At 50.3% G+C, this 24,291-nt stretch carries 24 protein-coding genes and 8 tRNA genes; 30 read left to right on the top strand and 2 right to left on the bottom strand.

Annotated elements, in window-relative coordinates:
- Nucleotides 1-33 precede the first annotated feature (33 nt).
- Complete coding sequence (gene plsY, locus DYA43_RS11910; protein WP_020330420.1) at nt 34-639, bottom strand: glycerol-3-phosphate 1-O-acyltransferase PlsY; 606 nt, start codon at nt 637-639, stop codon at nt 34-36.
- Nucleotides 640-829: 190 nt separating this feature from the next.
- Between plsY and folB the strand changes: the two genes are divergently transcribed.
- The 11 genes from folB to rpoS all read left to right on the top strand — a co-directional run bounded on the left by folB (nt 830) and on the right by rpoS (nt 8,536).
- Nucleotides 830-1,183, top strand: a complete 354-nt coding sequence (folB, locus tag DYA43_RS11905) for a bifunctional dihydroneopterin aldolase/7,8-dihydroneopterin epimerase (RefSeq protein WP_024374195.1) — start codon at nt 830-832, stop codon at nt 1,181-1,183.
- On the top strand, nt 1,180-1,671 hold the full coding sequence (folK, locus tag DYA43_RS11900) for a 2-amino-4-hydroxy-6-hydroxymethyldihydropteridine diphosphokinase (protein ID WP_038156628.1): 492 nt from the start codon (nt 1,180-1,182) through the stop codon (nt 1,669-1,671). The genes folB and folK overlap by 4 nt, the downstream gene beginning before the upstream one ends.
- Before the next feature lie 14 nt (nt 1,672-1,685).
- On the top strand, nt 1,686-2,489 hold the full coding sequence (locus DYA43_RS11895; protein ID WP_044365890.1) for an undecaprenyl-diphosphate phosphatase: 804 nt from the start codon (nt 1,686-1,688) through the stop codon (nt 2,487-2,489).
- Nucleotides 2,490-2,618: 129 nt separating this feature from the next.
- Nucleotides 2,619-2,900, top strand: a complete 282-nt coding sequence (gene ftsB, locus DYA43_RS11890) for a cell division protein FtsB (RefSeq protein ID WP_020330423.1) — start codon at nt 2,619-2,621, stop codon at nt 2,898-2,900.
- Nucleotides 2,897-3,607: a 2-C-methyl-D-erythritol 4-phosphate cytidylyltransferase gene (gene ispD / locus DYA43_RS11885; protein ID WP_061056880.1), complete on the top strand. Its 711-nt coding sequence runs from the start codon at nt 2,897-2,899 to the stop codon at nt 3,605-3,607. Before ftsB ends, ispD begins: the two co-directional genes overlap by 4 nt.
- 2 nt (nt 3,608-3,609) lie before the next feature.
- Nucleotides 3,610-4,086 carry a 2-C-methyl-D-erythritol 2,4-cyclodiphosphate synthase gene (gene ispF, locus DYA43_RS11880; protein WP_020330425.1) on the top strand — a complete coding sequence of 159 codons (477 nt, stop codon included), beginning with the start codon at nt 3,610-3,612 and terminating at the stop codon, nt 4,084-4,086.
- Nucleotides 4,087-4,117: 31 nt separating this feature from the next.
- Nucleotides 4,118-5,164, top strand: coding sequence for a tRNA pseudouridine(13) synthase TruD (gene truD / locus DYA43_RS11875; protein ID WP_061056879.1), 1,047 nt, complete (start codon nt 4,118-4,120; stop codon nt 5,162-5,164).
- Nucleotides 5,157-5,924 carry a 5'/3'-nucleotidase SurE gene (surE, locus tag DYA43_RS11870; RefSeq protein ID WP_020330427.1) on the top strand — a complete coding sequence of 256 codons (768 nt, stop codon included), beginning with the start codon at nt 5,157-5,159 and terminating at the stop codon, nt 5,922-5,924. Before truD ends, surE begins: the two co-directional genes overlap by 8 nt.
- A complete protein-coding gene (locus tag DYA43_RS11865; RefSeq protein ID WP_020429685.1) occupies nt 5,917-6,543 on the top strand; it encodes a protein-L-isoaspartate(D-aspartate) O-methyltransferase in 627 nt (208 codons plus the stop codon). The genes surE and DYA43_RS11865 overlap by 8 nt, the downstream gene beginning before the upstream one ends.
- Nucleotides 6,543-7,478: a murein hydrolase activator NlpD gene (gene nlpD, locus DYA43_RS11860; RefSeq protein ID WP_061056878.1), complete on the top strand. Its 936-nt coding sequence runs from the start codon at nt 6,543-6,545 to the stop codon at nt 7,476-7,478. The genes DYA43_RS11865 and nlpD overlap by 1 nt, the downstream gene beginning before the upstream one ends.
- Nucleotides 7,479-7,549: 71 nt before the next feature.
- Entirely contained in the window at nt 7,550-8,536 is a 987-nt protein-coding gene (gene rpoS, locus DYA43_RS11855; protein WP_020429689.1) for an RNA polymerase sigma factor RpoS, read from the top strand.
- Between the two features lie 68 nt (nt 8,537-8,604).
- On the opposite strand, the gene mutS is transcribed toward rpoS, so the two are convergent.
- Entirely contained in the window at nt 8,605-11,166 is a 2,562-nt protein-coding gene (gene mutS, locus DYA43_RS11850; protein WP_020429690.1) for a DNA mismatch repair protein MutS, read from the bottom strand.
- Nucleotides 11,167-11,250: 84 nt separating this feature from the next.
- On the opposite strand from mutS, the gene pncC reads away from it, so the two are divergent.
- From pncC to DYA43_RS11755, 19 genes are all read left to right on the top strand, one after another.
- Nucleotides 11,251-11,739 (top strand): nicotinamide-nucleotide amidase, encoded by a 489-nt coding sequence (pncC, locus tag DYA43_RS11845; RefSeq protein WP_061056877.1) that lies wholly within the window; start codon nt 11,251-11,253, stop codon nt 11,737-11,739.
- A gap of 172 nt (nt 11,740-11,911) precedes the next feature.
- The gene (gene recA / locus DYA43_RS11840; RefSeq protein WP_020330433.1) at nt 11,912-12,964 is read left to right on the top strand and encodes a recombinase RecA; all 1,053 of its coding nucleotides are present in this window, start codon (nt 11,912-11,914) and stop codon (nt 12,962-12,964) included.
- 69 nt (nt 12,965-13,033) lie between these two features.
- On the top strand, nt 13,034-13,492 hold the full coding sequence (recX, locus tag DYA43_RS11835) for a recombination regulator RecX (RefSeq protein ID WP_061056876.1): 459 nt from the start codon (nt 13,034-13,036) through the stop codon (nt 13,490-13,492).
- Nucleotides 13,493-13,679: 187 nt separating this feature from the next.
- Nucleotides 13,680-16,262 (top strand): alanine--tRNA ligase, encoded by a 2,583-nt coding sequence (gene alaS, locus DYA43_RS11830; protein WP_020429693.1) that lies wholly within the window; start codon nt 13,680-13,682, stop codon nt 16,260-16,262.
- Nucleotides 16,263-16,468: 206 nt separating this feature from the next.
- Nucleotides 16,469-17,656, top strand: coding sequence for an aspartate kinase (locus DYA43_RS11825; RefSeq protein ID WP_020330436.1), 1,188 nt, complete (start codon nt 16,469-16,471; stop codon nt 17,654-17,656).
- 92 nt (nt 17,657-17,748) lie between these two features.
- Nucleotides 17,749-17,946 (top strand): carbon storage regulator CsrA, encoded by a 198-nt coding sequence (csrA, locus tag DYA43_RS11820; protein WP_004415691.1) that lies wholly within the window; start codon nt 17,749-17,751, stop codon nt 17,944-17,946.
- A gap of 182 nt (nt 17,947-18,128) precedes the next feature.
- A tRNA-Ser gene (locus DYA43_RS11815) sits at nt 18,129-18,221 on the top strand.
- A 39-nt stretch (nt 18,222-18,260) separates the two neighbouring features.
- Nucleotides 18,261-18,337: transfer RNA gene (locus DYA43_RS11810), tRNA-Arg, on the top strand.
- A gap of 54 nt (nt 18,338-18,391) precedes the next feature.
- Nucleotides 18,392-18,484 (top strand) — tRNA-Ser (locus DYA43_RS11805).
- A gap of 65 nt (nt 18,485-18,549) precedes the next feature.
- A tRNA-Arg gene (locus DYA43_RS11800) sits at nt 18,550-18,626 on the top strand.
- 55 nt (nt 18,627-18,681) lie between these two features.
- Nucleotides 18,682-18,758: transfer RNA gene (locus DYA43_RS11795), tRNA-Arg, on the top strand.
- Between the two features lie 76 nt (nt 18,759-18,834).
- Nucleotides 18,835-18,911 (top strand) — tRNA-Arg (locus DYA43_RS11790).
- 55 nt (nt 18,912-18,966) lie between these two features.
- Nucleotides 18,967-19,043 (top strand) — tRNA-Arg (locus tag DYA43_RS11785).
- 76 nt (nt 19,044-19,119) lie between these two features.
- Nucleotides 19,120-19,196 (top strand) — tRNA-Arg (locus tag DYA43_RS11780).
- Between the two features lie 370 nt (nt 19,197-19,566).
- Nucleotides 19,567-19,824, top strand: coding sequence for an oxaloacetate decarboxylase subunit gamma (locus DYA43_RS11775; RefSeq protein ID WP_020330441.1), 258 nt, complete (start codon nt 19,567-19,569; stop codon nt 19,822-19,824).
- Between the two features lie 24 nt (nt 19,825-19,848).
- A complete protein-coding gene (gene oadA, locus DYA43_RS11770; protein ID WP_061056875.1) occupies nt 19,849-21,636 on the top strand; it encodes a sodium-extruding oxaloacetate decarboxylase subunit alpha in 1,788 nt (595 codons plus the stop codon).
- A 9-nt stretch (nt 21,637-21,645) separates the two neighbouring features.
- Nucleotides 21,646-22,776 (top strand): sodium ion-translocating decarboxylase subunit beta, encoded by a 1,131-nt coding sequence (locus tag DYA43_RS11765; RefSeq protein ID WP_020330443.1) that lies wholly within the window; start codon nt 21,646-21,648, stop codon nt 22,774-22,776.
- A 108-nt stretch (nt 22,777-22,884) separates the two neighbouring features.
- On the top strand, nt 22,885-23,835 hold the full coding sequence (locus DYA43_RS11760) for an NADP-dependent oxidoreductase (RefSeq protein WP_020330444.1): 951 nt from the start codon (nt 22,885-22,887) through the stop codon (nt 23,833-23,835).
- Nucleotides 23,829-24,290 carry a YqaA family protein gene (locus tag DYA43_RS11755; protein ID WP_024374271.1) on the top strand — a complete coding sequence of 154 codons (462 nt, stop codon included), beginning with the start codon at nt 23,829-23,831 and terminating at the stop codon, nt 24,288-24,290. Before DYA43_RS11760 ends, DYA43_RS11755 begins: the two co-directional genes overlap by 7 nt.
- Nucleotide 24,291: the final 1 nt, after the last annotated feature.

The raw sequence follows: 24,291 nt of genomic DNA, 5'->3' as shown, positions 1-24,291 counted from the left end.
CGTTTGGCCTTTTTTATTGCCGATGATATTGAGTCAGTCGAGGCTGCTCGGTTTTTTTTCACCGACTTTGGGTTCCGTGCCTGCAAACAACCGCTTAATGTTTTGATGATGACGCAGCACAATCAGGCAGCACAACATCGCCACTGGCAAGGTGTATTGTGGTTTGATCATCCAGGTATAAAACGGTGCCAATAATACTGTGACCAGAGCGGCCAGCGAGGAATAACGAAAGATCACGGCAACCACCAGCCAGGTGAGCATGATCATCAGCGTGAGGTCTAGCCCGATCGGCGCGATGGCACCAAGAGCTGTGGCGACGCCTTTTCCGCCTTTAAAGTGGAAAAACAGCGGGTACATATGGCCAAGGCAGGCCGCAATCGCGATGATACCCAGCATCAGCGAATCGATACCAAGAAAATAGGCGCTCCACACCGGAATGGTACCTTTGAGCATGTCACACAACAGCACTGCAGCGGCCGTTTTCTTGCCGCCGATACGCAATACGTTCGTCGCGCCAGGATTGTGTGAGCCCACGGCGCGTGGATCCGGCAACCCCAACAGACGGCAGATCAGCACCGCGCTGGATACTGAGCCCAGCAGGTAAGCGGAAATGATCATAATGAGTGCCAGTGGAGTCATAATTGCCTCAGAGTGGTGTTTTACCTAAGCGACGGCTCACAAGTCTTTGTAAACCAAGCTCAAAAGTAAAAATTCTGTTTGGATTTCGCATCTTGAGGTGGTTTGGGTATATGATATCGCGATTAGCAAAAATAGTACGTTTTTTTACTCAATTTGGGTATCCGACCTGTAAAAAGGATGCAATAGAAGTATGGATAAAGTTTTTATCGAACAGCTGGAAGTGATCACGACAATCGGTGTTTACGACTGGGAGCAGGAAATCAAGCAGAAGCTGGTGCTGGATCTGGAAATGGCACACGATAATCAGCCTGCCGGTAAAAGTGATGATGTTGCAGATGCACTGGATTATGCTCAAGTGAGTCAGGCCGTGATTGAACATATTGAAACGGGTCGTTTTCTGTTGGTTGAACGAGTGGCAGAAGAGGTCGCAGAACTGATCATGACACGTTTTTCTGTGCCTTGGATTCGCATTCGCCTGACGAAGCCAGGCGCGGTCGCGCAAGCAAAAGGTGTCGGCGTGATCATTGAGCGCGGTCAGGCATGATCACCACGTATGTGGGAATCGGTTCAAACCTGCAGCGTCACAAGCATATCGAAGCGGCAATTGATGAATTGAGTCGGCTTGGTTGCGATCTACGTTTGTCGACTATTTATGAGTGTGAATCGGTGGGGTTTGACAGCCATGCGTTTTACAACCTGGTGGTTGAGATGAAAACGGAACTTAGTCTGGCTGATTTTGCTCTAACCCTGCGCGAGATTGAATTGCGCTGGGGGCGTGACAGTCAGGCGAAGAAGTTCCAGGATCGTACGCTGGATCTGGATATCATTCTGTTCGGCGATACCGTTTCGGCCGTGGCACCCGTTCTGCCTCGCCCGGATATCTACCAATACCCTTTTGTGATTCAGCCCCTGCACGAACTGTGTCCGATGCTGACGGTTCCCGGCACGCAAGACACTATTGAACATGTGTGGCAACAAGCCCAGGGATTAACGGCTCTGAAGCCGGTTGAACTGTGGTTTACTCTTAACTAATCAACGAGAAAACAATGAGTTATTTTGAATCGTTCATTCTGGCTTTAATTCAGGGCTTAACCGAATTCCTTCCTATTTCCAGCTCTGCGCATTTAATTCTGCCGTCAGCTGTATTTGGCTGGGCGGATCAGGGACTCGCGTTTGACGTTGCGGTTCACGTCGGTACGCTGGCGGCCGTCGTCATTTATTTCCGCCGTGAAGTGGTGTCGTTGCTGCGGGCATTTTTCGGCTCAATCTTTAAAGGTGATCGCAGCAAAGAAGCCAAACTGGCATGGCTTATTGTGCTGGCGACGATTCCGGCCTGTGTATTTGGCCTACTGATGAAAGACATTGTGGAAGTGTACTTGCGCAGCGCATGGGTGATTGCGACTACTACAATCGTGTTTGGTTTGCTGTTGTGGTACGTCGATAAGAATGCATCGCTGCTTGAAGATGAGTATCAGGCGGGCTGGAAAAAAGCGCTGTTTATTGGTTTGGCTCAGGCTGTGGCGATCATCCCGGGCACTTCTCGTTCCGGTGCGACCATCACTGCTGCACTTTACCTGGGGTTTACCCGTGAAGCGGCAGCCCGCTTTTCGTTCCTGATGTCAATTCCGATCATCATGCTGGCGGGTGGCTATCTGGGGCTGAAACTGGTGACCAGCGGTGAGCCTGTGCATACCGGTTTTCTACTGACGGGTATCGCGACATCATTTGTCAGCGCTTATATCTGTATTTTCTTCTTCCTGAAGCTGATTTCCCGTATGGGTATGACTCCGTTTGTGATTTACCGCCTGCTGCTGGGCGCGGGTTTGTTCGCGTTTCTGCTCAGCCAGTAAGCGCGTTGCCCTTGTGCTGACTCGCCTGAGGTTCGGGCTTGTGGTATAAGTGGTGAACTTTTCTTAACAATGAATCTCATCTTATGCCGCCATTGTGCGGCATAGTTTCAATCAACGAGAGAGACGGTTATGCGAGTATTTGCGGTGGCACTGACTCTGCTGTTTGCCTTACTACAATACGACTTGTGGATGGGGAAAAACGGCATTGCCGATTACCGGGCTGTGTCGAGCGAAATTCAGGTACAACAGCAGGTAAACGGTAACCTGCATCTGCGTAATCAGGAGATGTTTGCGGAGATTGACGATTTGCGTCAGGGGCTGGATGCCATTGAAGAGCGTGCCCGACATGAACTGGGTATGGTGAAAGAGGGGGAAACCTTCTATCGCATCATCGGTGAGGACCGTCCATGACCGCTAAGATTACTGCAATTGTGCCCGCCGCTGGCGTCGGCAGTCGTATGCAGGCTGATCGCCCCAAGCAATATTTAATCCTGCATGGACATACTGTGCTTGAACACACCGTCGAAGCCTTGCTGCGTCATCCCGATGTCGGACAAGTGGTGGTGGCTGTCAGCGACAATGACCCCTATTTCGGCTCGCTGACACTGGCTAATCATCCGCGTGTGGTTCGCGTTTCCGGTGGCAAAGAGCGTGCCGATTCGGTGCTGTCCGCGCTGGACTATGTGTGTCAGCATCAGTTGAGTGAGTGGGTGTTGGTGCACGATGCTGCCCGCCCGTGCGTTGAACATGCCGATATCAGCCAACTGATCGCCACAGCGCAAACCCATACTGTGGGCGCGATTCTCGCCGCGCCAGTGCGTGACACCATGAAACGCGCCGACGGTGGACAGAATATCGACCATACCGTGGATCGCGTCGCGCTATGGCACGCACTGACTCCACAAATGTTTCGTGCGCAGCCGCTGATGCAGGCTTTGACGCACGCGCTCGCTGCCCAGGCGGTGATTACCGACGAAGCGTCTGCCTTTGAATGGCTGGGACAGAAACCGGCGTTGGTGGCAGGGCGCGCCGATAATATTAAAATTACCCAACCTGAAGATCTCGCACTCGCCGAGTTCTATTTAAGCCGCAATTATCTAAGCAACAGCAAGGACTGAACATGATTCGAATTGGCCACGGTTTTGATGTACACAAATTTGGTGGAGAAGGTCCGGTTATCATTGGTGGTGTTGCCGTTCCTTACGAACAAGGGTTGATCGCCCATTCAGACGGTGATGTGGCGCTGCATGCATTGAGCGATGCTCTGCTGGGTGCGATTGCCGCAGGCGATATCGGTCGTCATTTCCCGGATACTGATGATAAGTGGAAAGGGGCAGACAGCCGTGAGTTGTTGAAAGACGTCTATCGCCGTGTCAAAGAGCAGGGGTACCGTTTAGGCAACGCTGACGTCACCATCATGGCGCAGGCTCCGAAAATGGCCCCGCATATTGAAGCGATGTGTGCCGCGATTGCTGAAGATCTTGAAACGGATCTGGGCAACGTGAATGTGAAAGCGACCACAACAGAGCGCCTTGGTTTCACCGGCCGCAAAGAAGGCATCGCATGTGAAGCCGTCGTATTACTCGTGAAGGCATGATTGTCACTGCCTTCACATATCGGAATAAAAAATGACAGATCTTTTATCTTCGTTGGCTTATTTATGTGGTAAACCAACAGCTAAGGCCAAAATTAAGGCTAAACCGGAACATTTTAAAGTCGTTGAAGATCTGGGGTATGACTTCAGCGGTAGTGGCGAGCAAGTGATGATACGTATCCGTAAAACTGGTGAGAACACCAGTTTTGTGGCGAATGAACTGGCCAAAGCGTGTGGCGTGAAATCGAAAGATGTCAGCTGGGCAGGCCTCAAGGATCGCCATGCCGTGACCGAGCAATGGCTGAGCGTGCACATGCCACAAGGCAAGTTCCCGAACCTGAGTCTGTTTCTGGCGCAATACCCAAGCATCGAAGTTCTGGCAATGCAGCGTCACAATAAAAAGCTGCGCCCGGGCGACCTGCGCGGCAATCGATTTGAAGTCGTCCTGTCAGAAGTGACTGACGTGGATGATGTGCTGCGCCGTCTGGCCGTTGTTGCTCAGCAGGGCGTGCCGAACTACTTTGGTAACCAGCGTTTTGGCCGAGACGGTAACAACGTCACTGAGGCACGCCGTTGGGGGCGTGAGAATGTTCGCAGTCGCAATCAGAATCAGCGCAGCCTGTATCTGTCGAGCGCCCGTTCGTGGATCTTTAACCACATTGTGTCAGCGCGCATTGAGGCCGATTGTTTCTACCGTTTTGTCGACGGCGATGTGGCGCTGGTGGGCAGAGAGCAAATGCTGGTAGAAGCGGGCCAGTTAAACGAGTGGAACGCCAAGTTGCAACGTGGTGAAGCGGTGATTTCAGCGGCTCTGGCAGGGGACAATGCACTGCCGACCCAAAACGAGGCGTTGGCGTTGGAGCAGCCACAATTAGATGCGGAACCGGATTTGATGGCGCTCATCTGCGGTAACCGCATGCGTCATGATCGCCGCGCAGTCTCGTTAATGCCGCAAGATCTGAGCTGGGAAGTGGATGGCGACCAGATTACATTACGATTTGCGTTGGACGCGGGCAGTTTTGCAACCTCGATTGTGCGTGAGTTGATCGAAGAAATTCCTGTAGAGCGTGTATATGAGTGAAAAAAAGCTGAAAATTTTGCTGAGCAATGATGACGGTGTGTATGCTGAGGGCATTCGTGCTCTGGCGTATGCACTGGCCGACCTGGCGGAAATCATCATCGTTGCACCTGATCGTAACCGTTCAGGCGCTTCGAATTCATTAACACTCGAGCAGCCTTTACGTGTCACCCGCATCGAGCCGAATACCTACTCTGTGCAGGGAACTCCGACTGATTGTGTTCATTTTGCCCTCAATGAGCTGCTTAAAGATGAGTTGCCGGATTTGGTGCTGAGTGGCATCAACCATGGCGCCAACCTGGGTGATGACGTGCTGTATTCGGGCACCGTTGCCGCAGCTATGGAAGGTCATTTCCTTGGCGTTCAGTCCATTGCATTTTCTTTGGTCGGAAAACATCATTTTGCCACCGCGGGTAAAATTGCTCGTCAGCTGGTGCTGCAACATCTTTCTTCTCCGATTCCGACCAATCGTCTGATCAATGTGAATATCCCGGATCTGCCTTTTGACAAACTCAAAGGCCATCAGGTAACCCGCCTTGGTGCGCGCCATCACGCTGAGAGTATGATCAAGCAGAAAGATCCTCGTGGTCACGATATCTATTGGCTTGGCCCTCCGGGTAAAGAACAAGACGCGGGCGAAGGGACCGACTTTCATGCGGTTGAGCATGGTTACGTCTCTATTACGCCAATGCAGGTGGATCTGACGGCGCACGAATCACTGGGAGCAATGAACCACTGGCTTAAGGAAAGTGCCGATGGCTAACCCGAAAGCGGACAGATTGATTCAATTGCTCGCTGGTCACGGTATCAGTGATCAGAGTGTGCTGGCCGCGATTCATGCGTTACCACGAGAAGCGTTTGTTTCCCAAGCCATGATGCACCAGGCATACGACAATAATGCGTTGCCGATTGGTCAGGGGCAGACCATCTCCCAACCTTATATTGTGGCCAAAATGACCCAAATGCTGGAGCTTAAACGCGGCAGTCGGGTGTTGGAAATCGGCACTGGCTCAGGGTATCAGACCGCAGTGCTCGCTCAGTTGGTTGATCATGTTTTCTCGATTGAGCGCATCAAGTCTTTGCAGTGGGAGGCCAAGCGTCGTCTTAAGCAACTGGATATCTATAATGTCTCGACCAAACATGGTGATGGCTGGCAGGGATGGCCTGCGAAAGGCCCGTTTGATGCCATCATTGTGACTGCAGCTGCGCCTGTGGTTCCTCAGGCTTTGCTGGATCAGTTGGCCGAAGGTGGCCGCTTGGTGATTCCGGTTGGCGAAGAAGATCAACAACTGCTGAAAATCGTACGTCAAGGTGATGAAGTTACCACCCAAGTGGTTGAAATGGTGCGTTTTGTACCGTTAGTGGCAGGTGATCTCGCGTAATGAGCTTTTTTCAGCGTCGAAACTGTATTGTGATTGGACTGTGCTGCCTGATGTTGGGCTGCGTGGCGCATTCTCCTGCACCAGTATCGGGGTTGAAAAAGGACTACAACTCAATTGAGCGTGGCAGCTACCGTGGCAGCTACTACGAAGTGAAGCGCGGGGATACGCTGTACTTTATCGCTTACATCACAGATAAAGATGTAAAAGAGTTGATTCGTTACAATGATCTTAAATCTCCCTACACGATCCATCCGGGTCAAAAACTGAAACTATGGCAACCTGCATACAATCCACCCGCTTATGGTGGAAGTGGCGCAGGCTCAGCAGTTGCTGCGGCTGGTGCGGTTTCTGTAGCAGCAAAACCTGTAGCGCCTCCCGTTGCTGTACCAAACGTGAGCAAAAACTCTAAACCTGCAGCGTCATCACAAACTACTAATACATCATCAAAAGTGGTTAAAAAATATCCAGAAAAGGGTGTTGATCAATCGAAAACAAAAGAGTATGTTGGAAACTCAAGTAAACAAAATGTTAACAAAACTGTAAGTAAACCTAAACCAACGAACGATAAAGTCGCGAAGTGGTTATGGCCTACTCAAGGCAGAGTTGTTAAGAATTTTTCTGCTGGGGATCAAGGTAACAAAGGTATCGACATTGCAGGACAGCGAGGTCAATCCATTGTTTCAACCGCAGCAGGTACCGTGGTGTACTCGGGCAATGCATTACGAGGTTATGGCAATCTTGTCATCATTAAGCACAACGATCACTATCTCAGTGCTTATGCCCACAACGATCGGTTGCTGGTTAAAGAAGGACAAAGTGTTAAGGCTGGCCAGAAAATAGCAACAATGGGCAGTTCAGGAACCAGTAGTGTTCGTTTGCACTTTGAAATTCGATATCAAGGTAAGTCAGTGAATCCGAAGCGCTACTTACCATAAACATACTTGTTAAGAGTCATGTAGTGACATTCAGAGTAGTAATGTCTTGCTAGCTCGCCAGGGGAGGCGCTATGAGTATCAGCAATACAGCCACTAAAGTCGAAGAGTTTGATTTTGATCCTGAAACAGCGAATCTTGCTGAGGTCGAAGAAGAACTTGCTACCAACAATGACCAGTCAGAAGAGATTCGTGAAGAGTTTGACGCTTCAACGAAAAGCCTCGATGCAACTCAGATGTATCTGAGTGAGATTGGTTTCTCACCACTGTTAACCGCCGAAGAAGAAGTACTCTACGCTCGCCGTGCTCTGCGTGGCGATGAAGCTGCGCGCAAACGCATGATTGAGAGTAACTTACGTCTGGTGGTCAAGATTTCCCGCCGTTATAGTAATCGTGGCCTGGCACTGCTTGACCTGATTGAAGAGGGTAACCTCGGCCTGATTCGTGCGGTAGAGAAATTCGACCCAGAACGCGGTTTCCGTTTTTCGACTTACGCCACCTGGTGGATTCGTCAGACCATTGAACGTGCGCTGATGAACCAAACCCGTACCATTCGTTTACCGATTCATGTGGTGAAAGAGCTGAATATTTACCTGCGTACTGCACGTGAACTGTCTCAGAAACTGGACCACGAACCAACCGCAGAAGAAATAGCGGTTGAACTGGATAAGCCAGTGGATGACGTCAGCAAAATGCTGCGCCTGAATGAGCGCATCAGCTCTGTGGACACTCCGATTGGCGGTGACGGTGATAAGGCGTTGCTGGATATCATTCCGGACATCAACAACTCTGATCCTGAAGTCTCCACGCAAGATGACGACATTCGTGATTCGTTGGTGGCTTGGCTGGATGAGCTCAATCCGAAACAGAAAGAAGTGCTGGCACGCCGCTTTGGCTTGTTGGGCTATGAACCTTCGACGCTGGAAGAAGTCGGCCGCGAGATTAATCTGACTCGTGAACGTGTACGCCAAATTCAGGTTGAAGGTCTGCGCCGTCTGAGAGAGATCCTGATGAAACAAGGCCTGAATATGGAATCGCTGTTCAACGTGGAAAACGATTAAACACAGCAGACTGATTGAAATGAAAAGGCACTCATTGAGTGCCTTTTTTGATCACTGTAGGAAGAGGGCTAAAGCATCTTTTTCAGACGATAGAGTGCCTCAAGAGCCTGGCGCGGGGTCAGATCATCGGGATCAATCTCGGCCAGTGTCTGTTCGACTTCGCTTGGCTCTGGGATAAGGCTCAGTTGATTAGCAATATCGACCGTGCTTGGTTTCTGACTGGGCTGCTGAAGACTGAGTTGTTCGAGCTGAGTCAGTTTGGCTCGGGCGTTTTTGATGACCGCTTTAGGTACACCTGCCAAACCTGCCACCGCCAAACCATACGACTTACTCGCTGCGCCTTCTTGTACGGCATGCATAAAGGCAATGCTGTCGCCGTGCTCCACCGCATCAAGGTGAACGTTGGCGAGATGTGGCAGTGAATTCGGTAACTCCGTCAGTTCAAAATAGTGCGTGGCAAACAGAGTCATTGCCCCAATTTCCTTGGCCAGCCATTCCGCACTTGCCCAGGCCAGTGACAGGCCATCGTAAGTACTGGTGCCGCGGCCGATTTCATCCATTAAGACTAGGCTACGTTCGGTGGCGTTGTGAAGAATATTGGCGGTTTCTGTCATTTCCACCATGAAGGTTGAACGACCCGATGCCAAATCATCAGAAGCACCGATACGAGTGAAGATGCGATCGAGCGAACCAATGTGCGCCGCTTCGGCTGGCACGTAAGAACCAATGTGAGCCAACAGCGCAATCAACGCCGTCTGACGCATGTAAGTCGATTTACCACCCATGTTCGGGCCGGTGATGATCAGCATCTTACGTTGCGGATTCAGTTCAATCGGGTTAGCAATAAATGGTTCATCCATCACTTGCTCGACCACCGGGTGACGACCGGCTTGAATGCGAATCCCCGGTTCATCGCTGAGTGTTGGGCGGCAGTAATCTAGGCTTTCTGCACGCTCTGCCAGATTCTGCAGCACATCAATCTGCGACAGGGCAGACGCCAGATTTTGCATCTGCTCTAAGTGAGGCAGAAGCTGATCAAACAACCCTTCCCACAACTGTTTCTCCAACGCCAGCGCTTTGGACTTAGAATTCAGCACTTTATCTTCGTGCTCTTTCAGTTCTGGAATGATGTAGCGTTCAGCATTTTTCAGTGTCTGGCGACGCACGTAATGTGGCGGCACCAGATGACTTTGCCCACGGCTGACCTGAATGTAGAAACCATGCACTGCGTTATAGCCGACCTTCAGTGTATCAATGCCGTGACGCTCGCGCTCGTCAGCTTCAAGCCTGTCGAGATACTCGGTTGCACCATTGGCCAGGTCACGCCATTCATCCAGTTCAGCATTGTAACCATCGGCAATGACACCGCCATCGCGAATAACGACGGGTGGGTTTTCTTTGATGGCTTGTTCCAGTAACTCGCATAGGCTGTCCATCGGTTGAGCGTCGTTACGCAGTTTGCCCAGATATGGCTGAGTCAGGATGGTTAGTACATCCGCCAGTTCCGGTAACTGCTGCAGCGCATTGCGCAGGCGGGCGAGATCGCGTGGACGGGCAGAACGCAGTGCCAGACGCGCCAGAATACGTTCAATGTCACCAATCTGCTTGAGTACAGGGTGTAGCTCGGTGAATAAACCGTGCTGTTTAATTTCCCCGATGGCATCCAGGCGCTGGTTCAATGTTTCCAGACTGCGCATAGGTTGATGCAGCCAACGTTTGAGCATACGGCTGCCCATCGCTGTTGCGCAGTGATCCAGTACTTCGGCTAACGTGTTGTCGGTGCCGCCTGCGAGATTCTGTGTCAGCTCCAGATTGCGACGGGTCGCAGCATCGAGAATGACCGACTGATCCTGACGATCAAACGTCAGTGAACGAATGTGTGGCAGAGCAGTACGCTGAGTATCTTTCACGTACTGAATCAAACAACCCGCCGCGCATAAACCCAGTTTCGCTTGTTCTACACCAAAGCCGACCAGATCGCGTGTACCGAACTGTTGATTGAGCTGCTGTTTGGCGGTATCAATCTCAAACTCCCATACCGGACGGCGACGGTTGCCTTTGCGGCTCGCCATCAACTGCACAGGTGCAAAATCTTCCGGAAACAACAGTTCGCGTGGTGAGGTGCGTTGCAGTTCGGCCGCCATTGCTTCTTCCGATTCCGGCTCACACAACTGGAAACGGCCAGAGGTAATGTCCAGTGTCGCATAGCCAAAGCGACCATCATGGTGATAAATCGCGGCAATCAGGTTGTCCACCCGTTCTGATAACAAAGCCTCATCCGTGACAGTGCCGGGAGTGACGATGCGAACGACTTTGCGCTCGACCGGGCCTTTGCTGGTGGCCGGGTCGCCAATCTGCTCGCAAATCGCGACCGATTCACCCAACTGGACCAGTTTCGCCAGGTAGCCTTCAACCGCATGAAACGGTACGCCCGCCATCGGGATCGGCTCACCAGCGGATGCGCCGCGTTTGGTGAGGGAAATATCCAGCAATTGCGATGCGCGTTTGGCATCGTCATAGAACAGTTCGTAAAAATCTCCCATGCGGTAAAACAGCAAAATATCCGGGTTCTCAGCTTTGAGCTTGAGGTATTGCTGCATCATTGGAGTATGTTTTTGTTCGGCAGTCACGGGTTACATCTTTTGTTTGTGGACATAGCGGCTTAGGATACGTGAATCCCTATCGAGCGAAAAGACGCAAAGAGGTTTTTGGTTATGGAATTACACCAAACATTAAGTCAGCAGGTTGGCGAACAATTGCTGGCAGCGGGTGAAATACTGGTTACGGCTGAGTCCTGCACGGGCGGCGGCGTGGCAACCGCGGTAACCGATATCGCAGGCAGCTCCGCGTGGTTTGATCGCGCGTTTGTGACCTACAGCAACGAAGCCAAGCAGGAAATGATTGGTGTTAAGGCTGCAACGCTGGAACAGTACGGCGCGGTATCGGAACCGGTCGTGGTTGAAATGGTACTCGGCGCGCTAAAACACTCTCAGGGCAGCGTTGGTATTTCGATCAGTGGCATCGCGGGCCCGGGCGGCGGCAGCGCAGAAAAGCCGGTCGGCACCGTATGCTTTGCCTGGGCGAGTAAGCATGGTTGGCTTCATGTAGAAACTCAACATTTCGCCGGAAATCGCGCGCAAGTTCGCTATCAAGCGGTGCAACATGCCCTGCTGACGTTGAGCAAATATTTATCAATAGCTTAAGCGTTAAGTTTGTCGACTCGCTGCAACTTTTTTCCATACAGGGGTGGACACTGTATGAATCAACAGTATAATGAGCAGCAATCTGACAACAAATGTCGAACCGATTTCTACGCATTCACGTATCACTGTCGGTACTCAAACATAAATAGATAGTGACAGTCTGGAGAAAGTAATGGACGAGAACAAACAGAAGGCTCTGGCCGCAGCCCTGGGTCAAATTGAAAAGCAATTCGGTAAAGGTTCTATCATGCGCTTGGGTGACAACCGCACGATGGACGTAGAAACGATTTCTACCGGTTCACTTTCTCTGGATATCGCCTTGGGTGCGGGTGGCCTGCCAATGGGTCGTATCGTGGAAATCTACGGTCCGGAATCATCAGGTAAAACGACGCTGACTCTGGAACTGATCTCAGCGGCTCAGCGCGAAGGTAAAACATGTGCCTTCATCGATGCAGAGCACGCTCTGGATCCAGTTTATGCTCGTCGTCTGGGCGTGAAAATTGATGAACTGCTGGTGTCTCAGCCAGATACTGGTGAACAGGCGCTGGAAATCTGTGATGCATTGGCGCGTTCAGGTGCTGTTGACGTTATCGTCGTTGACTCGGTTGCAGCACTGACACCAAAAGCGGAAATTGAAGGCGAAATGGGCGACAGCCACATGGGTCTGCAAGCGCGTATGCTGTCTCAAGCGATGCGTAAACTGACGGGCAACCTGAAACAGTCAAACTGTATGTGCATCTTCATCAACCAAATCCGTATGAAGATTGGTGTGATGTTCGGTAACCCAGAAACCACTACTGGTGGTAACGCACTGAAATTCTACGCATCTGTTCGTCTGGATATTCGTCGTACCGGTTCTATCAAAGAAGGCGATGAAGTTGTCGGTAACGAAACTCGTATCAAAGTAGTGAAGAACAAGATTGCGGCACCATTTAAAGAAGCCAACACGCAAATCATGTACGGCCAAGGCTTTAACCGTGAAGGTGAGCTGATTGAACTGGGCGTGAAGCACAAGCTGGTAGAAAAAGCAGGTGCTTGGTACAGCTACAACGGCGACAAGATCGGTCAGGGTAAAGCGAACGCGTGCAAATACCTGAGAGAAAATCCTGAAGTGGCTAAATTCATCGACAGCAAACTGCGTGAAATGCTGCTGAACCCTGAACAAGTTGCGGTAAACGAAGAGCCGGAATTTGGTTCAGTGCCAGAACAAGAAGAAGAGTTTTAATCCGACTCTTTACCGATGAAGCCCTGCTATTGCGGGGCTTTTTGCTATCAGAGAATTGATGGAAAAATCATGTATTCACGCTCATCGAAAATGACCTGCAAAGAAAACGCGCTGTTTTTGCTCACACGACGGGATCATGGGGAATACGAGTTGCACCAGAAACTACTTATTAAAGGTTTCGAACCGGAGGAAGTGGAGCAAGCGGTGCGCTATTGCCAAGAGCATGGCTATCTCAACGATTTGCGTTATGCACACAGTCAGGTTCGACAACATGTGGCCAAAGGTCATGGCGAACGACGTATCCGTCAGGAACTGAAGCAAAAACGAGTGGATTCCGATATTGTCTCCCAAGCGATAGAAGAAGAGGGCACAGACTGGTTTGAACTGGCTAAAGTTACGGCGCAGAAAAAGTTTTCTCCGCTCTCTGCCCGGGAGCCCAAAGAGTACGCAAAGCGCGTTCGTTTTTTGCAATATCGTGGGTTTGGTTTTGACCAGATTCAGTATGCATTGAGTGATGAAGAAAGCTGACCGCAGCTCGATATTGTGGGGATTTTCCAGACATTTCACGTTGTTAACGGTTAAATCAAATTTAACTCTCTGACATTTCTTTGTATTTCAATTCATTTTCGTCTTTTCTTGAAGAAAACTAGGCGAACTCTTATCCATGCTTTACAATAGCGCAAAATTCTAACTTGAGTATTTCAGGAAGAGCTGCATGTACATGAGCACGGATGAGGTTCGCCGCGCGTTCCTCTCATTCTTTGAAAGTAAAGGTCACCAAATCGTCGACAGTTCGTCGTTGGTACCTGCAAATGACCCGACCCTGCTGTTCACTAACGCAGGTATGAACCAGTTTAAAGATTGTTTCCTAGGTTTGGAAAAGCGCGCTTACACGCGTGCCACCACTGCCCAACGTTGTGTGCGTGCTGGTGGTAAGCATAACGACCTGGAAAACGTCGGTTTCACCGCACGTCACCACACCTTTTTTGAGATGCTGGGTAACTTCAGCTTTGGTGACTATTTCAAAGAAGACGCCATCAAATTCGCATGGGAATTTCTGACCGAAGTACTGCAATTGCCTAAAGAGCGCTTGCTCGTCACTGTTTATCAGACCGACGATGAGGCGTTTGATATCTGGAACAAACAAGTTGGTATTCCTGCTGATCGCATTATTCGCATTGGTGACAAGCCTGGCGGCAAAGCGTACGAGTCAGATAACTTCTGGCAAATGGGTGATACCGGCCCTTGTGGTCCGTGTACCGAGATCTTCTACGATCACGGCGATCACATCTGGGGTGGGCCTCCTGGTTCACCAGAAGAAGATGGCGACCGTTTCATCGAGATCTGGAACAACGTGTTCATGCAGTTCAACCGCCATGCTGATGGAACGATGGAGCCGCTGCCAAAACCGTCTGTAGATACGGGTATGGGTATCGAGCGTATCTCTGCCATCATGCAGGGTGTGCATTCAAACTACGAAATCGATGTCTTCCAAACGTTGATCAAAGCTGCTGCTGACGTGATTGGTTACGACGATTTGTCGAATCAGTCTCTGCGCGTGGTGGCTGACCACATCCGCTCCTGTGCTTTCCTGATTGTTGATGGTGTTATGCCTTCAAACGAAGGTCGTGGTTACGTGCTGCGCCGCATCATTCGCCGTGCAGTACGTCACGGTAACAAGTTGGGCGCGAAAGGTGCATTCTTCTACAAACTGGTTGGCCCTCTGGCAGAAGTGATGGGTACGGCTGGCGAAGAACTGAAAAAACAGCAAGCTATTGTTGAAAAAGTTCTGCGTATCGAAGAAGAAAACTTTGGCCGTACTCTGGATCGCGGTATGACGATTCTGAATGAAGCATTAGATGCGCTGTCTGGCACTGAGCTGGATGGTGAAACCGTGTTTAAGCTTTACGACACCTACGGCTTCCCTGCTGACCTGACCAACGATGTGGCTCGTGAACGTGGCTTTACTATCGATGAAACTGGTTTTGAAACGGCAATGGAAGAGCAGCGTCAACGTGCTCGTGAAGCGGGTCAATTCGGCACCGACTACAACCAGTTGATTAAAGTTGAAGGTACAACTGAGTTCTGCGGTTACAGCGCGACTCAGGGTGAAAGTGTCATCGCTGACATGTTTGTGGAAGGCAAAGAAGCCGCTTCTCTGTCAGCTGGCGACAAAGCGATCATCGTTCTGGATGAAACACCATTCTACGCAGAATCAGGTGGCCAGTGTGGTGATACGGGTGTGCTTAAGACTGAAGCGGGTGTATTCCACGTACAGGATACGCAAAAGCTGGGCAATGCGATTGCGCATCACGGCGTTGTGGCTGAAGGTGTATTCGCTCAGGGCGATAAAGTTCAGGCAATTGTCGATGCTAAACGTCGCAAGGCTATTTCGCTTAACCACTCTGCTACGCACCTGTTGCACGAAGCCCTGCGTCGTGTTCTCGGTGAGCACGTGATGCAGAAAGGTTCTCTGGTTCGTGCGGAAGCTCTGCGTTTTGACTTCTCGCACCTGGAAGCTGTTTCTGCAGCTGAACTTAAAGAAGTTGAGCGTCTGGTGAACGAACAGGTTCGCACCAACCATAACATTGAAACCAACATCATGGACATCGAAGCGGCGAAAGCCAAAGGCGCGATGGCTCTGTTTGGTGAGAAATACGACGATCAGGTTCGCGTTCTGTCGATGGGCGATTTCTCAACAGAACTGTGTGGCGGTATTCACGCCAGCAGCACTGGTGATATCGGTCTGTTCAAGATCACTTCTGAAAGTGGTATCGCAGCGGGTATCCGCCGCATTGAAGCGGTAACCGGCGAGGCGGCACTGGATTACCTTGACGCACAACAGTCTCAGTTTGAGAGCAAAGTTTCTGAGATGGCGTCTAAAGCGAAGAGTCTGGAAAAAGAGATTCAGCAACTGAAAGACAAACTGGCTGCAAAAGAAAGTGCCAATCTGACCAGCAAAGTTAAAGAAATCGCTGGTGTGAAAGTACTGATAGCGCAACTAGATGGTGCAGATAACAAGGCGCTACGCGGCATGGTTGATGAACTGAAGAATCAGCTGGGTAGCGGCATTATTATGCTGGGCAACGTGGCTGACGATAAAGTGGGTCTGATTGCTGGCGTAACAAAAGATCTGACTGCCAAAGTGAAAGCAGGGGAACTGGTGAACATGGTTGCCCAGCAAGTTGGCGGTAAAGGCGGTGGTCGCCCAGATATGGCTCAAGCGGGTGGTAGCGATGCAGCAGCATTGCCTTCAGCCTTGGAGTCCGTAGACGCTTGGATTGCTGAGCGTCTATAACAAACTGAAATAAATAGCGCTCAATCAAAACAATTTTTGATTGAGCGTAACTTTATCTGGTCAACCAAGTGGTTTAATTGGCTTAATTTTGTACAAAGCCGATTAGCTGCTTGGTTTTGTTTTTGCAACTACTAAACTGATAGACAACTCGTTGGTGAGCACAGTTTAGTCCGAATGAGACTTTGGTCTTGGGAAGGTGAATACTGGTGAAAAAGCCCCTTATCGTGCAAAAGTTCGGCGGAACTTCAGTAGGCTCGATTGAGCGCATGCATACTGTCGCTGAACACATCATTAAAGCGAAAAATGATGGTAATCAAGTTGTTGTTGTTGTCTCTGCGATGTCAGGCGAAACCAACCGACTGCTGGGTTTAGCCCAACAAGTAGATAGCGTACCAACCGCTAGGGAACTTGATGTTTTGCTCTCTGCTGGTGAGCAGGTGTCTATGGCACTGGTGGCAATGACTCTGAATAAACTGGGTTATGCTGCTCGCTCTCTAACCGGAGCTCAAGCGAACATTGTGACGGATAACCAACACAATGACGCGACGATTAAAACGATTGATACACGAACGATTACGGAACTTCTGGAGCAAGATCAGATTGTTATCGTAGCCGGTTTCCAGGGTATCAATGAGAATGGGGATATCACCACTTTAGGTCGTGGCGGTTCGGATACCAGTGCGGTGACATTGGCCGGAGCGCTCAACGCAGATGAGTGCCAAATATTCACTGATGTTGACGGGGTTTATACCTGTGATCCTCGAGTTGTAGCGAATGCAAAGAAACTGGACGTGATCGATTTTCCTTCGATGGAAGAGATGGCACGTAAAGGCGCGAAAGTGCTCCATCTGCCTTGTGTTCAGTACGCTTGGGAAAATCAGGTTCCACTAAGAGTATTGTCGACGTTTGATGTGAACGAAGGAAGCCTGATTAAAGGCGAACTCGGTACGCAAGCGGTGTGTGGTCTGGCGGTTCAACGCGATATGTCTCTGATTACTGTTGAACATGACTCATTATCCAGCCTGACAAAACAGTGTCAGATGCTGGGTGTGGAAGTCTGGAATGTGATCGAAAAGGCAGAATGGGCAGGAGTTGTGGTAAAACGCGATGCCTGTGCCAAGTTGGATCTGGTGTTCAGCGACAAAATCCGTAATAGTGAACATGTGAGTTTACTGACTACGGTCGGTCTGCAAGCGCCTGACTTAGAGGAGCATTCTCGTGTACTGTTGTCTGAAAAAGGCATCGACGTGCATTATGCTTCTACGACTTCACAATCATTGATGTTGATGCTTGCGCCGCAATGCGTTGACGAAGCGGCAAATATTTTGCACGAAGCTTATATCGATTCGGAAACACTTGTGGACTTTCAACCTAAACATGCATTTTTAGGCTGATTTGACTGCAATAGAGAGTTTACGAAAATATAACTTTTAGTGGATAATAACGTAGTTGCAAGATAATACAGAGATTACTCAAGGAGCAAAGAATGCTAATTTTGACTCGCCGCGTTGGCGAAACACTCATGATCGGTGACGAAGTGACAGTAACAGTACTTGGTGTTAAAGGTAACCAAGTGCGTATCGGTGTAAACGCTCCGAAAGAAGTTTCTGTGCACCGTGAAGAAATCTACATGCGCATTCAAGCTGAAAAAGGTAATGGTAACGTTGCATCAGGCAACTACTAATTATCGAAGAAAGGCTGGCAAATTTGCCGGCCTTTTTTGTCTTTCAGATATTCATTTTTAATAAAAGTGTAATTTCACACCGCTTTGGTTAAATAGCCAACGGTTAAGCGTTTTTTTGTTATTTTCGCCAAGAAAGTGTTTGACATATTTTTGGTAAATCGTAATATGTGCCTCCGCAAGACGGTGAGGTGGCCGAGAGGCCGAAGGCGCTCCCCTGCTAAGGGAGTATGCGGTTTATAGCCGCATCGAGGGTTCGAATCCCTCCCTCACCGCCATTTCTTGCGACACTTAATTTAGCACATTAGGTGAAATGCGCGTCCGTAGCTCAGCTGGATAGAGTACCTGGCTACGAACCAGGCGGTCAGAGGTTCGAATCCTCTCGGACGCGCCATATTCCTTCGGGAGTATGAAAAGTTCTGAAACGTAAGTTTTGGAAGAGAAAAGTGGTGAGGTGGCCGAGAGGCCGAAGGCGCTCCCCTGCTAAGGGAGTATGCGGTTTATAGCCGCATCGAGGGTTCGAATCCCTCCCTCACCGCCATTTCTTCGCCTTCGGGCAAGTTTTTATTCCAAAAGAATAAAAATGTGATATGCTTCACAACCTGCGCGCTCGTAGCTCAGCTGGATAGAGTACCTGGCTACGAACCAGGCGGTCAGAGGTTCGAATCCTCTCGAGCGCGCCATTATTTTTAAGCTCTTGATTTATCAGGAGTCGATTGTGAAAACAATCAAGCCTGCGCGTCCGTAGCTCAGCTGGATAGAGTACCTGGCTACGAACCAGGCGGTCAGAGGTTCGAATCCTCTCGGACGCGCCATTCTTTCTTGTGAAAGAATATTGTGAATAAGGGTAATGCCCTGATACTAAGCGGTTTGTTTAGTCTCGAAAATTGCGCGCTCGTAGCTCAGCTGGATAGAGTACCTGGCTACGAACCAGGCGGTCAGAGGTTCGAATCCTCTCGAGCGCGCCATTATTTTTAAGCTCTTGATTTATCAGGAGTCGATTGTGAAAACAATCAAGCCTGCGCGTCCGTAGCTCAGCTGGATAGAGTACCTGGCTACGAACCAGGCGGTCAGAGGTTCGAATCCTCTCGGACGCGCCATTCTTTCTTGTGAAAGAATATTGTGAATAAGGGTAATGCCCTGATGCTAAGCGGTTTGTTTAGCCTCGAAAATTGCGCGCTCGTAGCTCAGCTGGATAGAGTACCTGGCTACGAACCAGGCGGTCAGAGGTTCGAATCCTCTCGAGCGCGCCATTCTTATAAAGCCTCGCATTCGCGAGGCTTTTTTATTTACATCTCGTTATCATTTTGTTTATCTCTTCTTTACAACTCATTGTTTTTATTGGGCTGCTTGCCACTTTATTAACCACATCTCAATTTTCATTTTGAATCTTCATTAATCTAGTCATATTGGCCACAAAAGTTAGAAAGTGTATCGGTTATTTCACGACATTTTGTGATTTGTGTGACGAATCTTTCACCGATTTTGTGGATCGCCCGCAACTGTGCAGTGAACAAAATTGACAATTTTTCACCAAAATTGATAATTTCGGTTCACATGCCGACGCGGAATGGTCGTTCGTGTTCGGTATATGTTGTCAGGATGACACAGAAAGGAAGCAAAATGACTAATATTGGAAGCCTGCTAGTAGATGCGGCCACCCTGATGGTTACGGGGATGTCGGTCGTATTTCTATTCCTCACCATTCTGGTTTACCTCGTTCGATTTATGTCTAAATTGGTACCACAAGAAGTACCACCATCGTTCGTCGCACCAGTCCCAGCGAAAAAAGTGAACCCCACCTCTGCTGCTGTCAGCCCTCAGGTTGTGGCTGCTATTTCCGCTGCCGTACATCAATACCGTACTTCAGCGTCGAAGTAGTAAGGATTAAAAGGAGTTATACGCATGTCTAAACCTCTCGCTATTACTGATGTCGTCCTACGCGACGCGCATCAATCCCTGTTCGCGACGCGCCTGCGTCTCGAGGATATGCTGCCGATTGCGGCAGAACTGGATAAAGTGGGTTACTGGTCGTTGGAAACCTGGGGTGGTGCTACTTTTGATGCTTGTATTCGTTACTTGGGAGAAGATCCTTGGGAACGTTTGCGCGCTCTGAAGCAAGCGATGCCAAATACACCGATGCAAATGCTGCTGCGCGGCCAGAACCTGTTGGGCTATCGCCACTATGCGGATGATGTGGTGGCGAAATTTGTGGAACGTGCTCACACCAACGGTATGGATGTGTTCCGTATCTTTGATGCGATGAATGATGTCCGCAATTTTGAAAAAGCGGTTAAAGCCACGATAGAAGTCGGTGCGCACGCACAGGGGACGCTCTCTTACACGACTAGCCCGGTACACAACACCGATACCTGGGTTGATCTGGCCAAACGTTTGGAAGATCTGGGTTGCCACTCGCTGTGTATTAAAGATATGTCGGGTCTGCTTAAACCGTATGAAGCGGAAGAGCTGATCCGTCGCATTAAAGCATCTTGTTCTGTACCGTTGGCGCTGCATTGCCATGCCACCACTGGATTGTCGACAGCGACGGCAATCAAAGCCGTAGAAGCCGGCATTGATATTCTCGATACCGCTATCTCATCAATGAGCCAGACCTACGGCCATACTCCCACCGAAACGGTGGTGGCAATGCTGCAAGGTACTGAACGTGATACAAACTTGAAGTTGGAACAACTTGATCCGATTGCTGCTTATTTCCGTGATGTCCGTAAAAAGTACGCCAAATTTGAAGGCCAGCTCAAGGGCGTGGATTCCCGTATTCTGATTGCTCAGGTACCGGGTGGTATGCTGACCAACATGGAGAGCCAACTCAAAGAGCAGGGCGCGGCGGATCGTATGGATGAAGTGCTGCAAGAGATTCCGCGTGTGCGTGAAGATCTCGGTTTCATTCCGTTGGTGACCCCAACGTCTCAAATCGTTGGTACACAGGCGGTTATCAATGTCCTGACTGGTGAGCGTTACAAGAGCATTACGAAGGAAACTGCAGGCGTACTGAAAGGTGAGTACGGCGCGGCTCCAGCACCCGTAAACGCAGCGTTGCAAGCCAAGGTACTTGATGGCGCAGAAGCCATCACTTGCCGTCCGGCAGATTTGCTACACGCTGAAATGGACCATCTGACTACCGATTTGCTGGCTAAAGCCAAAGCAGACGGTATTTCATTGGCAGAAGATGTGGTCGATGACGTGCTGACTTACGCCTTGTTCCCTCAGGTAGGACTCAAGTTCCTGAAAAATCGTCATAATCCGGACGCTTTTGAGCCGGCTCCAGGTTGTGAACCTGCGCCAGCAGCGGCACCTGTCGTATCGGCATCGAGCGGAGGTGTGGAAACTTACAGCGTACGCGTTGATGGACAGGTATATAACGTTGAAGTCGGCCCCCAAGGTCAGCTCACTTCAGTGATTCCTACAGCAGCAACCCAAGCGGCTCCGGTTATCGCACCCGCTGAAACTGTATCGGATGCGGAAGCCGTTCCGGCTCCTTTGGCGGGGAATATTTTCAAAATCAACGTCCAAACGGGTAGTGAAGTCGCGGAAGGCGATATTTTGATCGTGCTGGAAGCGATGAAGATGGAAACTGAAATTCGCGCTGCACGAGGCGGTGTGGTTCAGGATCTGCACGTCAAAGAGGGTGACTCTGTGACGGTTGGCGCACCTTTGCTTAGTCTGGCGTAAGGGAGAACCATGGACGGATTAATGACCTTATGGTCAGAGACGGGTATTGCCAATTTTGAATTTGGTCAGATCATCATGATCATGGTTGGCTGTTTGCTGCTGTTTCTGGCGATTCGTAAAGGGTTTGAACCTTTGTTGCTGTTGCCGATTGGTTTTGGGGCCGTGTTGGCCAACATTCCGAACGCTGGTTTTACTGAACCGGGTGGCTTGTTGTACTACGTTTATCACGTGGGGATTGAATCCGGGGTTTTCCCGCTGTTGATCTTCATGGGCGTAGGGGCGATGACGGATTTTGGCGCGCTGATCGCTAACCCGAAAACGTTATGGTTGGGGGCGGCGGCGCAGTTGGGTATTTTTGCCACTCTGTTTGGGGCCATCATGCTGAACTACGTGCCGGGTATGGAATTCACCATGGCAGATGCCTCATCGATTGCGATTATCGGTGGTGCGGATGGCCCGACGGCTATCTTCCTTGCCAGCCAGCTATCGCCAGACTTACTCGGGGCGATTGCTGTGGCAGCTTATAGCTACATGGCACTGGTGCCTATCATTCAACCGCCAATTATGAAAGCGTTGACCACGCCAGAGGAACGCCAGATCAAAATGGCTCAGCTGCGCCATGTCGGAAAGACGGAGAAAATCATCTTTCCATTGGTGGTGTTGCTGATGACGATACTCTTTCTTCCTGCAGCGACGCCACTGGTCGGGATGTTCTGTCTGGGCAACCTGATGCGTGAAGCGGGTGTGGTTGAACGTTTGTCTAAGACGGCGCAGAACGAGCTGATCAATATTGTGACGATTTTCCTCGGGCTTGGCGTCGGTTCGAAATTGCAGGCTGATAAGTTCCTCAATCTGGAAACGCTCGGTATTCTGGCACTGGGTGCTGCGGCGTTCAGTATTGGTACGGCTGGCGGCGTGATCATGGCGAAGATCCTCAACAAGTTCTCCAAGGAAGACATCAACCCATTGATTGGAGCCGCAGGCGTGTCTGCAGTTCCTATGGCGGCTCGAGTGGTGAATAAAGTAGGACTGGAAGCCAATCCTCAGAACTTCCTGCTGATGCATGCCATGGGACCTAACGTCGCTGGTGTGCTGGGTTCGGCGGTGGCCGCAGGCGTGTTGTTGGCTCTGGTCGGTTAATCTCTGGTTAAATTGCGAACTGAGAGTTAACGATCATAAAGAAAATGGTATATATTCAAGGGGATGCTTCGGCATCCCTTTTTATTTGCCTCGATAGGGACCCTGGAAATGGACAACAAGCAGATCGCAATTACCCAGTTCGGCGGGCCGGAAGTGCTCGCGATTCAAACCTCCGCTATTCCTGAGCCTCAGGCGGGTGAAGTGTTAGTGAAAGTCGCATTTGCGGGCATCAACCCTATCGATGTGAAAACTCGTGCTGGTCTTGGTTGGGCGGCGGCGCAGAACAAAGACAACCTTCCTTGGGTTCCGGGCTATGACATCTCTGGCACAGTGGTCAGAGTGGGAAGTGAAGTCAGTGAGCTCAAAGCCGGGGTCAATGTGGCTGGCTTTATTGGCTTTCCGCTGCGCGGCGGCGGTTACAGCCAATATGTGTGTGTACCAGAAAAAGAACTCAGCATCATCCCCGATGCAGTGACGCTAGAAGCCGCTGCCGTCTTGCCTCTGGCGGGGCAAACCGCTGCGCAGGCGCTCAATAAAGCGCAGGTCAAAGAAGGCGACCGCGTGCTAATTCTCGCTGGTGCCGGAGGGGTTGGTCATCTGGCGGTGCAAATCGCGATTGCGGCGAAAGCCGAAGTGTATACCACCTGTAGCGAAAGCAATCTTGATTATCTGGCGACCTTGGGCGCGCATGCGATCAACTATAATTTTGCGCCGGTTTCCCAGCGTCTCGAACAAGTCGATGTCCTGATTGATCTGGTCGGCGGCGATGCGGCGCTGGACGCACTCAAATGTCTTAACGATAATGCCCGCGTGGTGACGGTACCGACGTTGAGTGCGGAGCTTATTTGCGAGAAAGCGAAAATGCTCGGCTTTGAAGCCACCGGTATGCTGGTGGATCCCAATCCCGAGCAGCTCAATACCATGTTGTACATGGTTAGTGTCGGGCTATTGAAGACCGAAATTCAACAGGTGTATCCGATGAGTGACGTGCAGCAAGCTCACACTCAGATTGAGTCCGGGCACACTCGAGGCAAGGTGTTGCTTGATATGCAATGCTAGAGTGGTTTAACTCTGGCTTTACCGAACTGGCACTGCTGTTTTCCAATTCCGCCCTCTGGGTGCTGTTCCTCGGGGGCTTTCTGAGTGCGACCCTGTTGCCCGGCGGGTCAGAGGCGGCACTGGTTGCGACCTTATCTCTGCAACAATATTCCGTATTTTGGGTGATTGTGGTCGCCACTGTGGGTAATACCCTCGGTGGTGTCACCAACTATTGGTTGGGTTTATGGCTGCCCAACCGAACTGAACACGAAAAACAAGGTCATAAAGCATTAGCCTGGCTGAATAAACACGGCTATTGGGCGTTGCTGTTTAGTTGGTTGCCAATCATTGGCGACCCTCTCTGTCTGGCAGCTGGCTGGCTTCGCATGAATTGGTTTCCCGTCTTTACTCTTATTCTGATTGGTAAAGCATTACGTTATTCGCTGCTGGCTGCTCTCTTTTATGGTTTTTTCTAAG

Origin of the sequence: Vibrio fluvialis, assembly GCF_900460245.1 — a bacterium.
GTDB classification, from domain to species: Bacteria; Pseudomonadota; Gammaproteobacteria; order Enterobacterales; family Vibrionaceae; genus Vibrio; species Vibrio fluvialis.
Note: the sequence above shows the minus strand (reverse complement) of the source record. Positions and strands in the feature narration are given on the sequence as shown.

Excerpts from the sequence above, each read along its gene's own strand:
- truD (WP_061056879.1), top strand. The coding sequence starts at position 4,118 with ATGACAGATCTTTTATCTTCGTTGGCTTATTTATGTGGTAAACCAACA.
- ftsB (WP_020330423.1), top strand. The coding sequence starts at position 2,619 with ATGCGAGTATTTGCGGTGGCACTGACTCTGCTGTTTGCCTTACTACAA.
- oadA (WP_061056875.1), top strand. The coding sequence starts at position 19,849 with ATGTCTAAACCTCTCGCTATTACTGATGTCGTCCTACGCGACGCGCAT.
- pncC (WP_061056877.1), top strand. The coding sequence starts at position 11,251 with ATGGAATTACACCAAACATTAAGTCAGCAGGTTGGCGAACAATTGCTG.
- csrA (WP_004415691.1), top strand. The coding sequence starts at position 17,749 with ATGCTAATTTTGACTCGCCGCGTTGGCGAAACACTCATGATCGGTGAC.
- DYA43_RS11755 (WP_024374271.1), top strand. The coding sequence starts at position 23,829 with ATGCTAGAGTGGTTTAACTCTGGCTTTACCGAACTGGCACTGCTGTTT.
- folK (WP_038156628.1), top strand. The coding sequence starts at position 1,180 with ATGATCACCACGTATGTGGGAATCGGTTCAAACCTGCAGCGTCACAAG.
- ispD (WP_061056880.1), top strand. The coding sequence starts at position 2,897 with ATGACCGCTAAGATTACTGCAATTGTGCCCGCCGCTGGCGTCGGCAGT.
- DYA43_RS11865 (WP_020429685.1), top strand. The coding sequence starts at position 5,917 with ATGGCTAACCCGAAAGCGGACAGATTGATTCAATTGCTCGCTGGTCAC.
- DYA43_RS11760 (WP_020330444.1), top strand. The coding sequence starts at position 22,885 with ATGGACAACAAGCAGATCGCAATTACCCAGTTCGGCGGGCCGGAAGTG.
- rpoS (WP_020429689.1), top strand. The coding sequence starts at position 7,550 with ATGAGTATCAGCAATACAGCCACTAAAGTCGAAGAGTTTGATTTTGAT.
- DYA43_RS11895 (WP_044365890.1), top strand. The coding sequence starts at position 1,686 with ATGAGTTATTTTGAATCGTTCATTCTGGCTTTAATTCAGGGCTTAACC.
- alaS (WP_020429693.1), top strand. The coding sequence starts at position 13,680 with ATGTACATGAGCACGGATGAGGTTCGCCGCGCGTTCCTCTCATTCTTT.
- DYA43_RS11775 (WP_020330441.1), top strand. The coding sequence starts at position 19,567 with ATGACTAATATTGGAAGCCTGCTAGTAGATGCGGCCACCCTGATGGTT.
- ispF (WP_020330425.1), top strand. The coding sequence starts at position 3,610 with ATGATTCGAATTGGCCACGGTTTTGATGTACACAAATTTGGTGGAGAA.
- folB (WP_024374195.1), top strand. The coding sequence starts at position 830 with ATGGATAAAGTTTTTATCGAACAGCTGGAAGTGATCACGACAATCGGT.
- recA (WP_020330433.1), top strand. The coding sequence starts at position 11,912 with ATGGACGAGAACAAACAGAAGGCTCTGGCCGCAGCCCTGGGTCAAATT.
- surE (WP_020330427.1), top strand. The coding sequence starts at position 5,157 with ATGAGTGAAAAAAAGCTGAAAATTTTGCTGAGCAATGATGACGGTGTG.
- recX (WP_061056876.1), top strand. The coding sequence starts at position 13,034 with ATGTATTCACGCTCATCGAAAATGACCTGCAAAGAAAACGCGCTGTTT.
- nlpD (WP_061056878.1), top strand. The coding sequence starts at position 6,543 with ATGAGCTTTTTTCAGCGTCGAAACTGTATTGTGATTGGACTGTGCTGC.
- DYA43_RS11765 (WP_020330443.1), top strand. The coding sequence starts at position 21,646 with ATGGACGGATTAATGACCTTATGGTCAGAGACGGGTATTGCCAATTTT.
- plsY (WP_020330420.1), bottom strand. The coding sequence starts at position 639 with ATGACTCCACTGGCACTCATTATGATCATTTCCGCTTACCTGCTGGGC.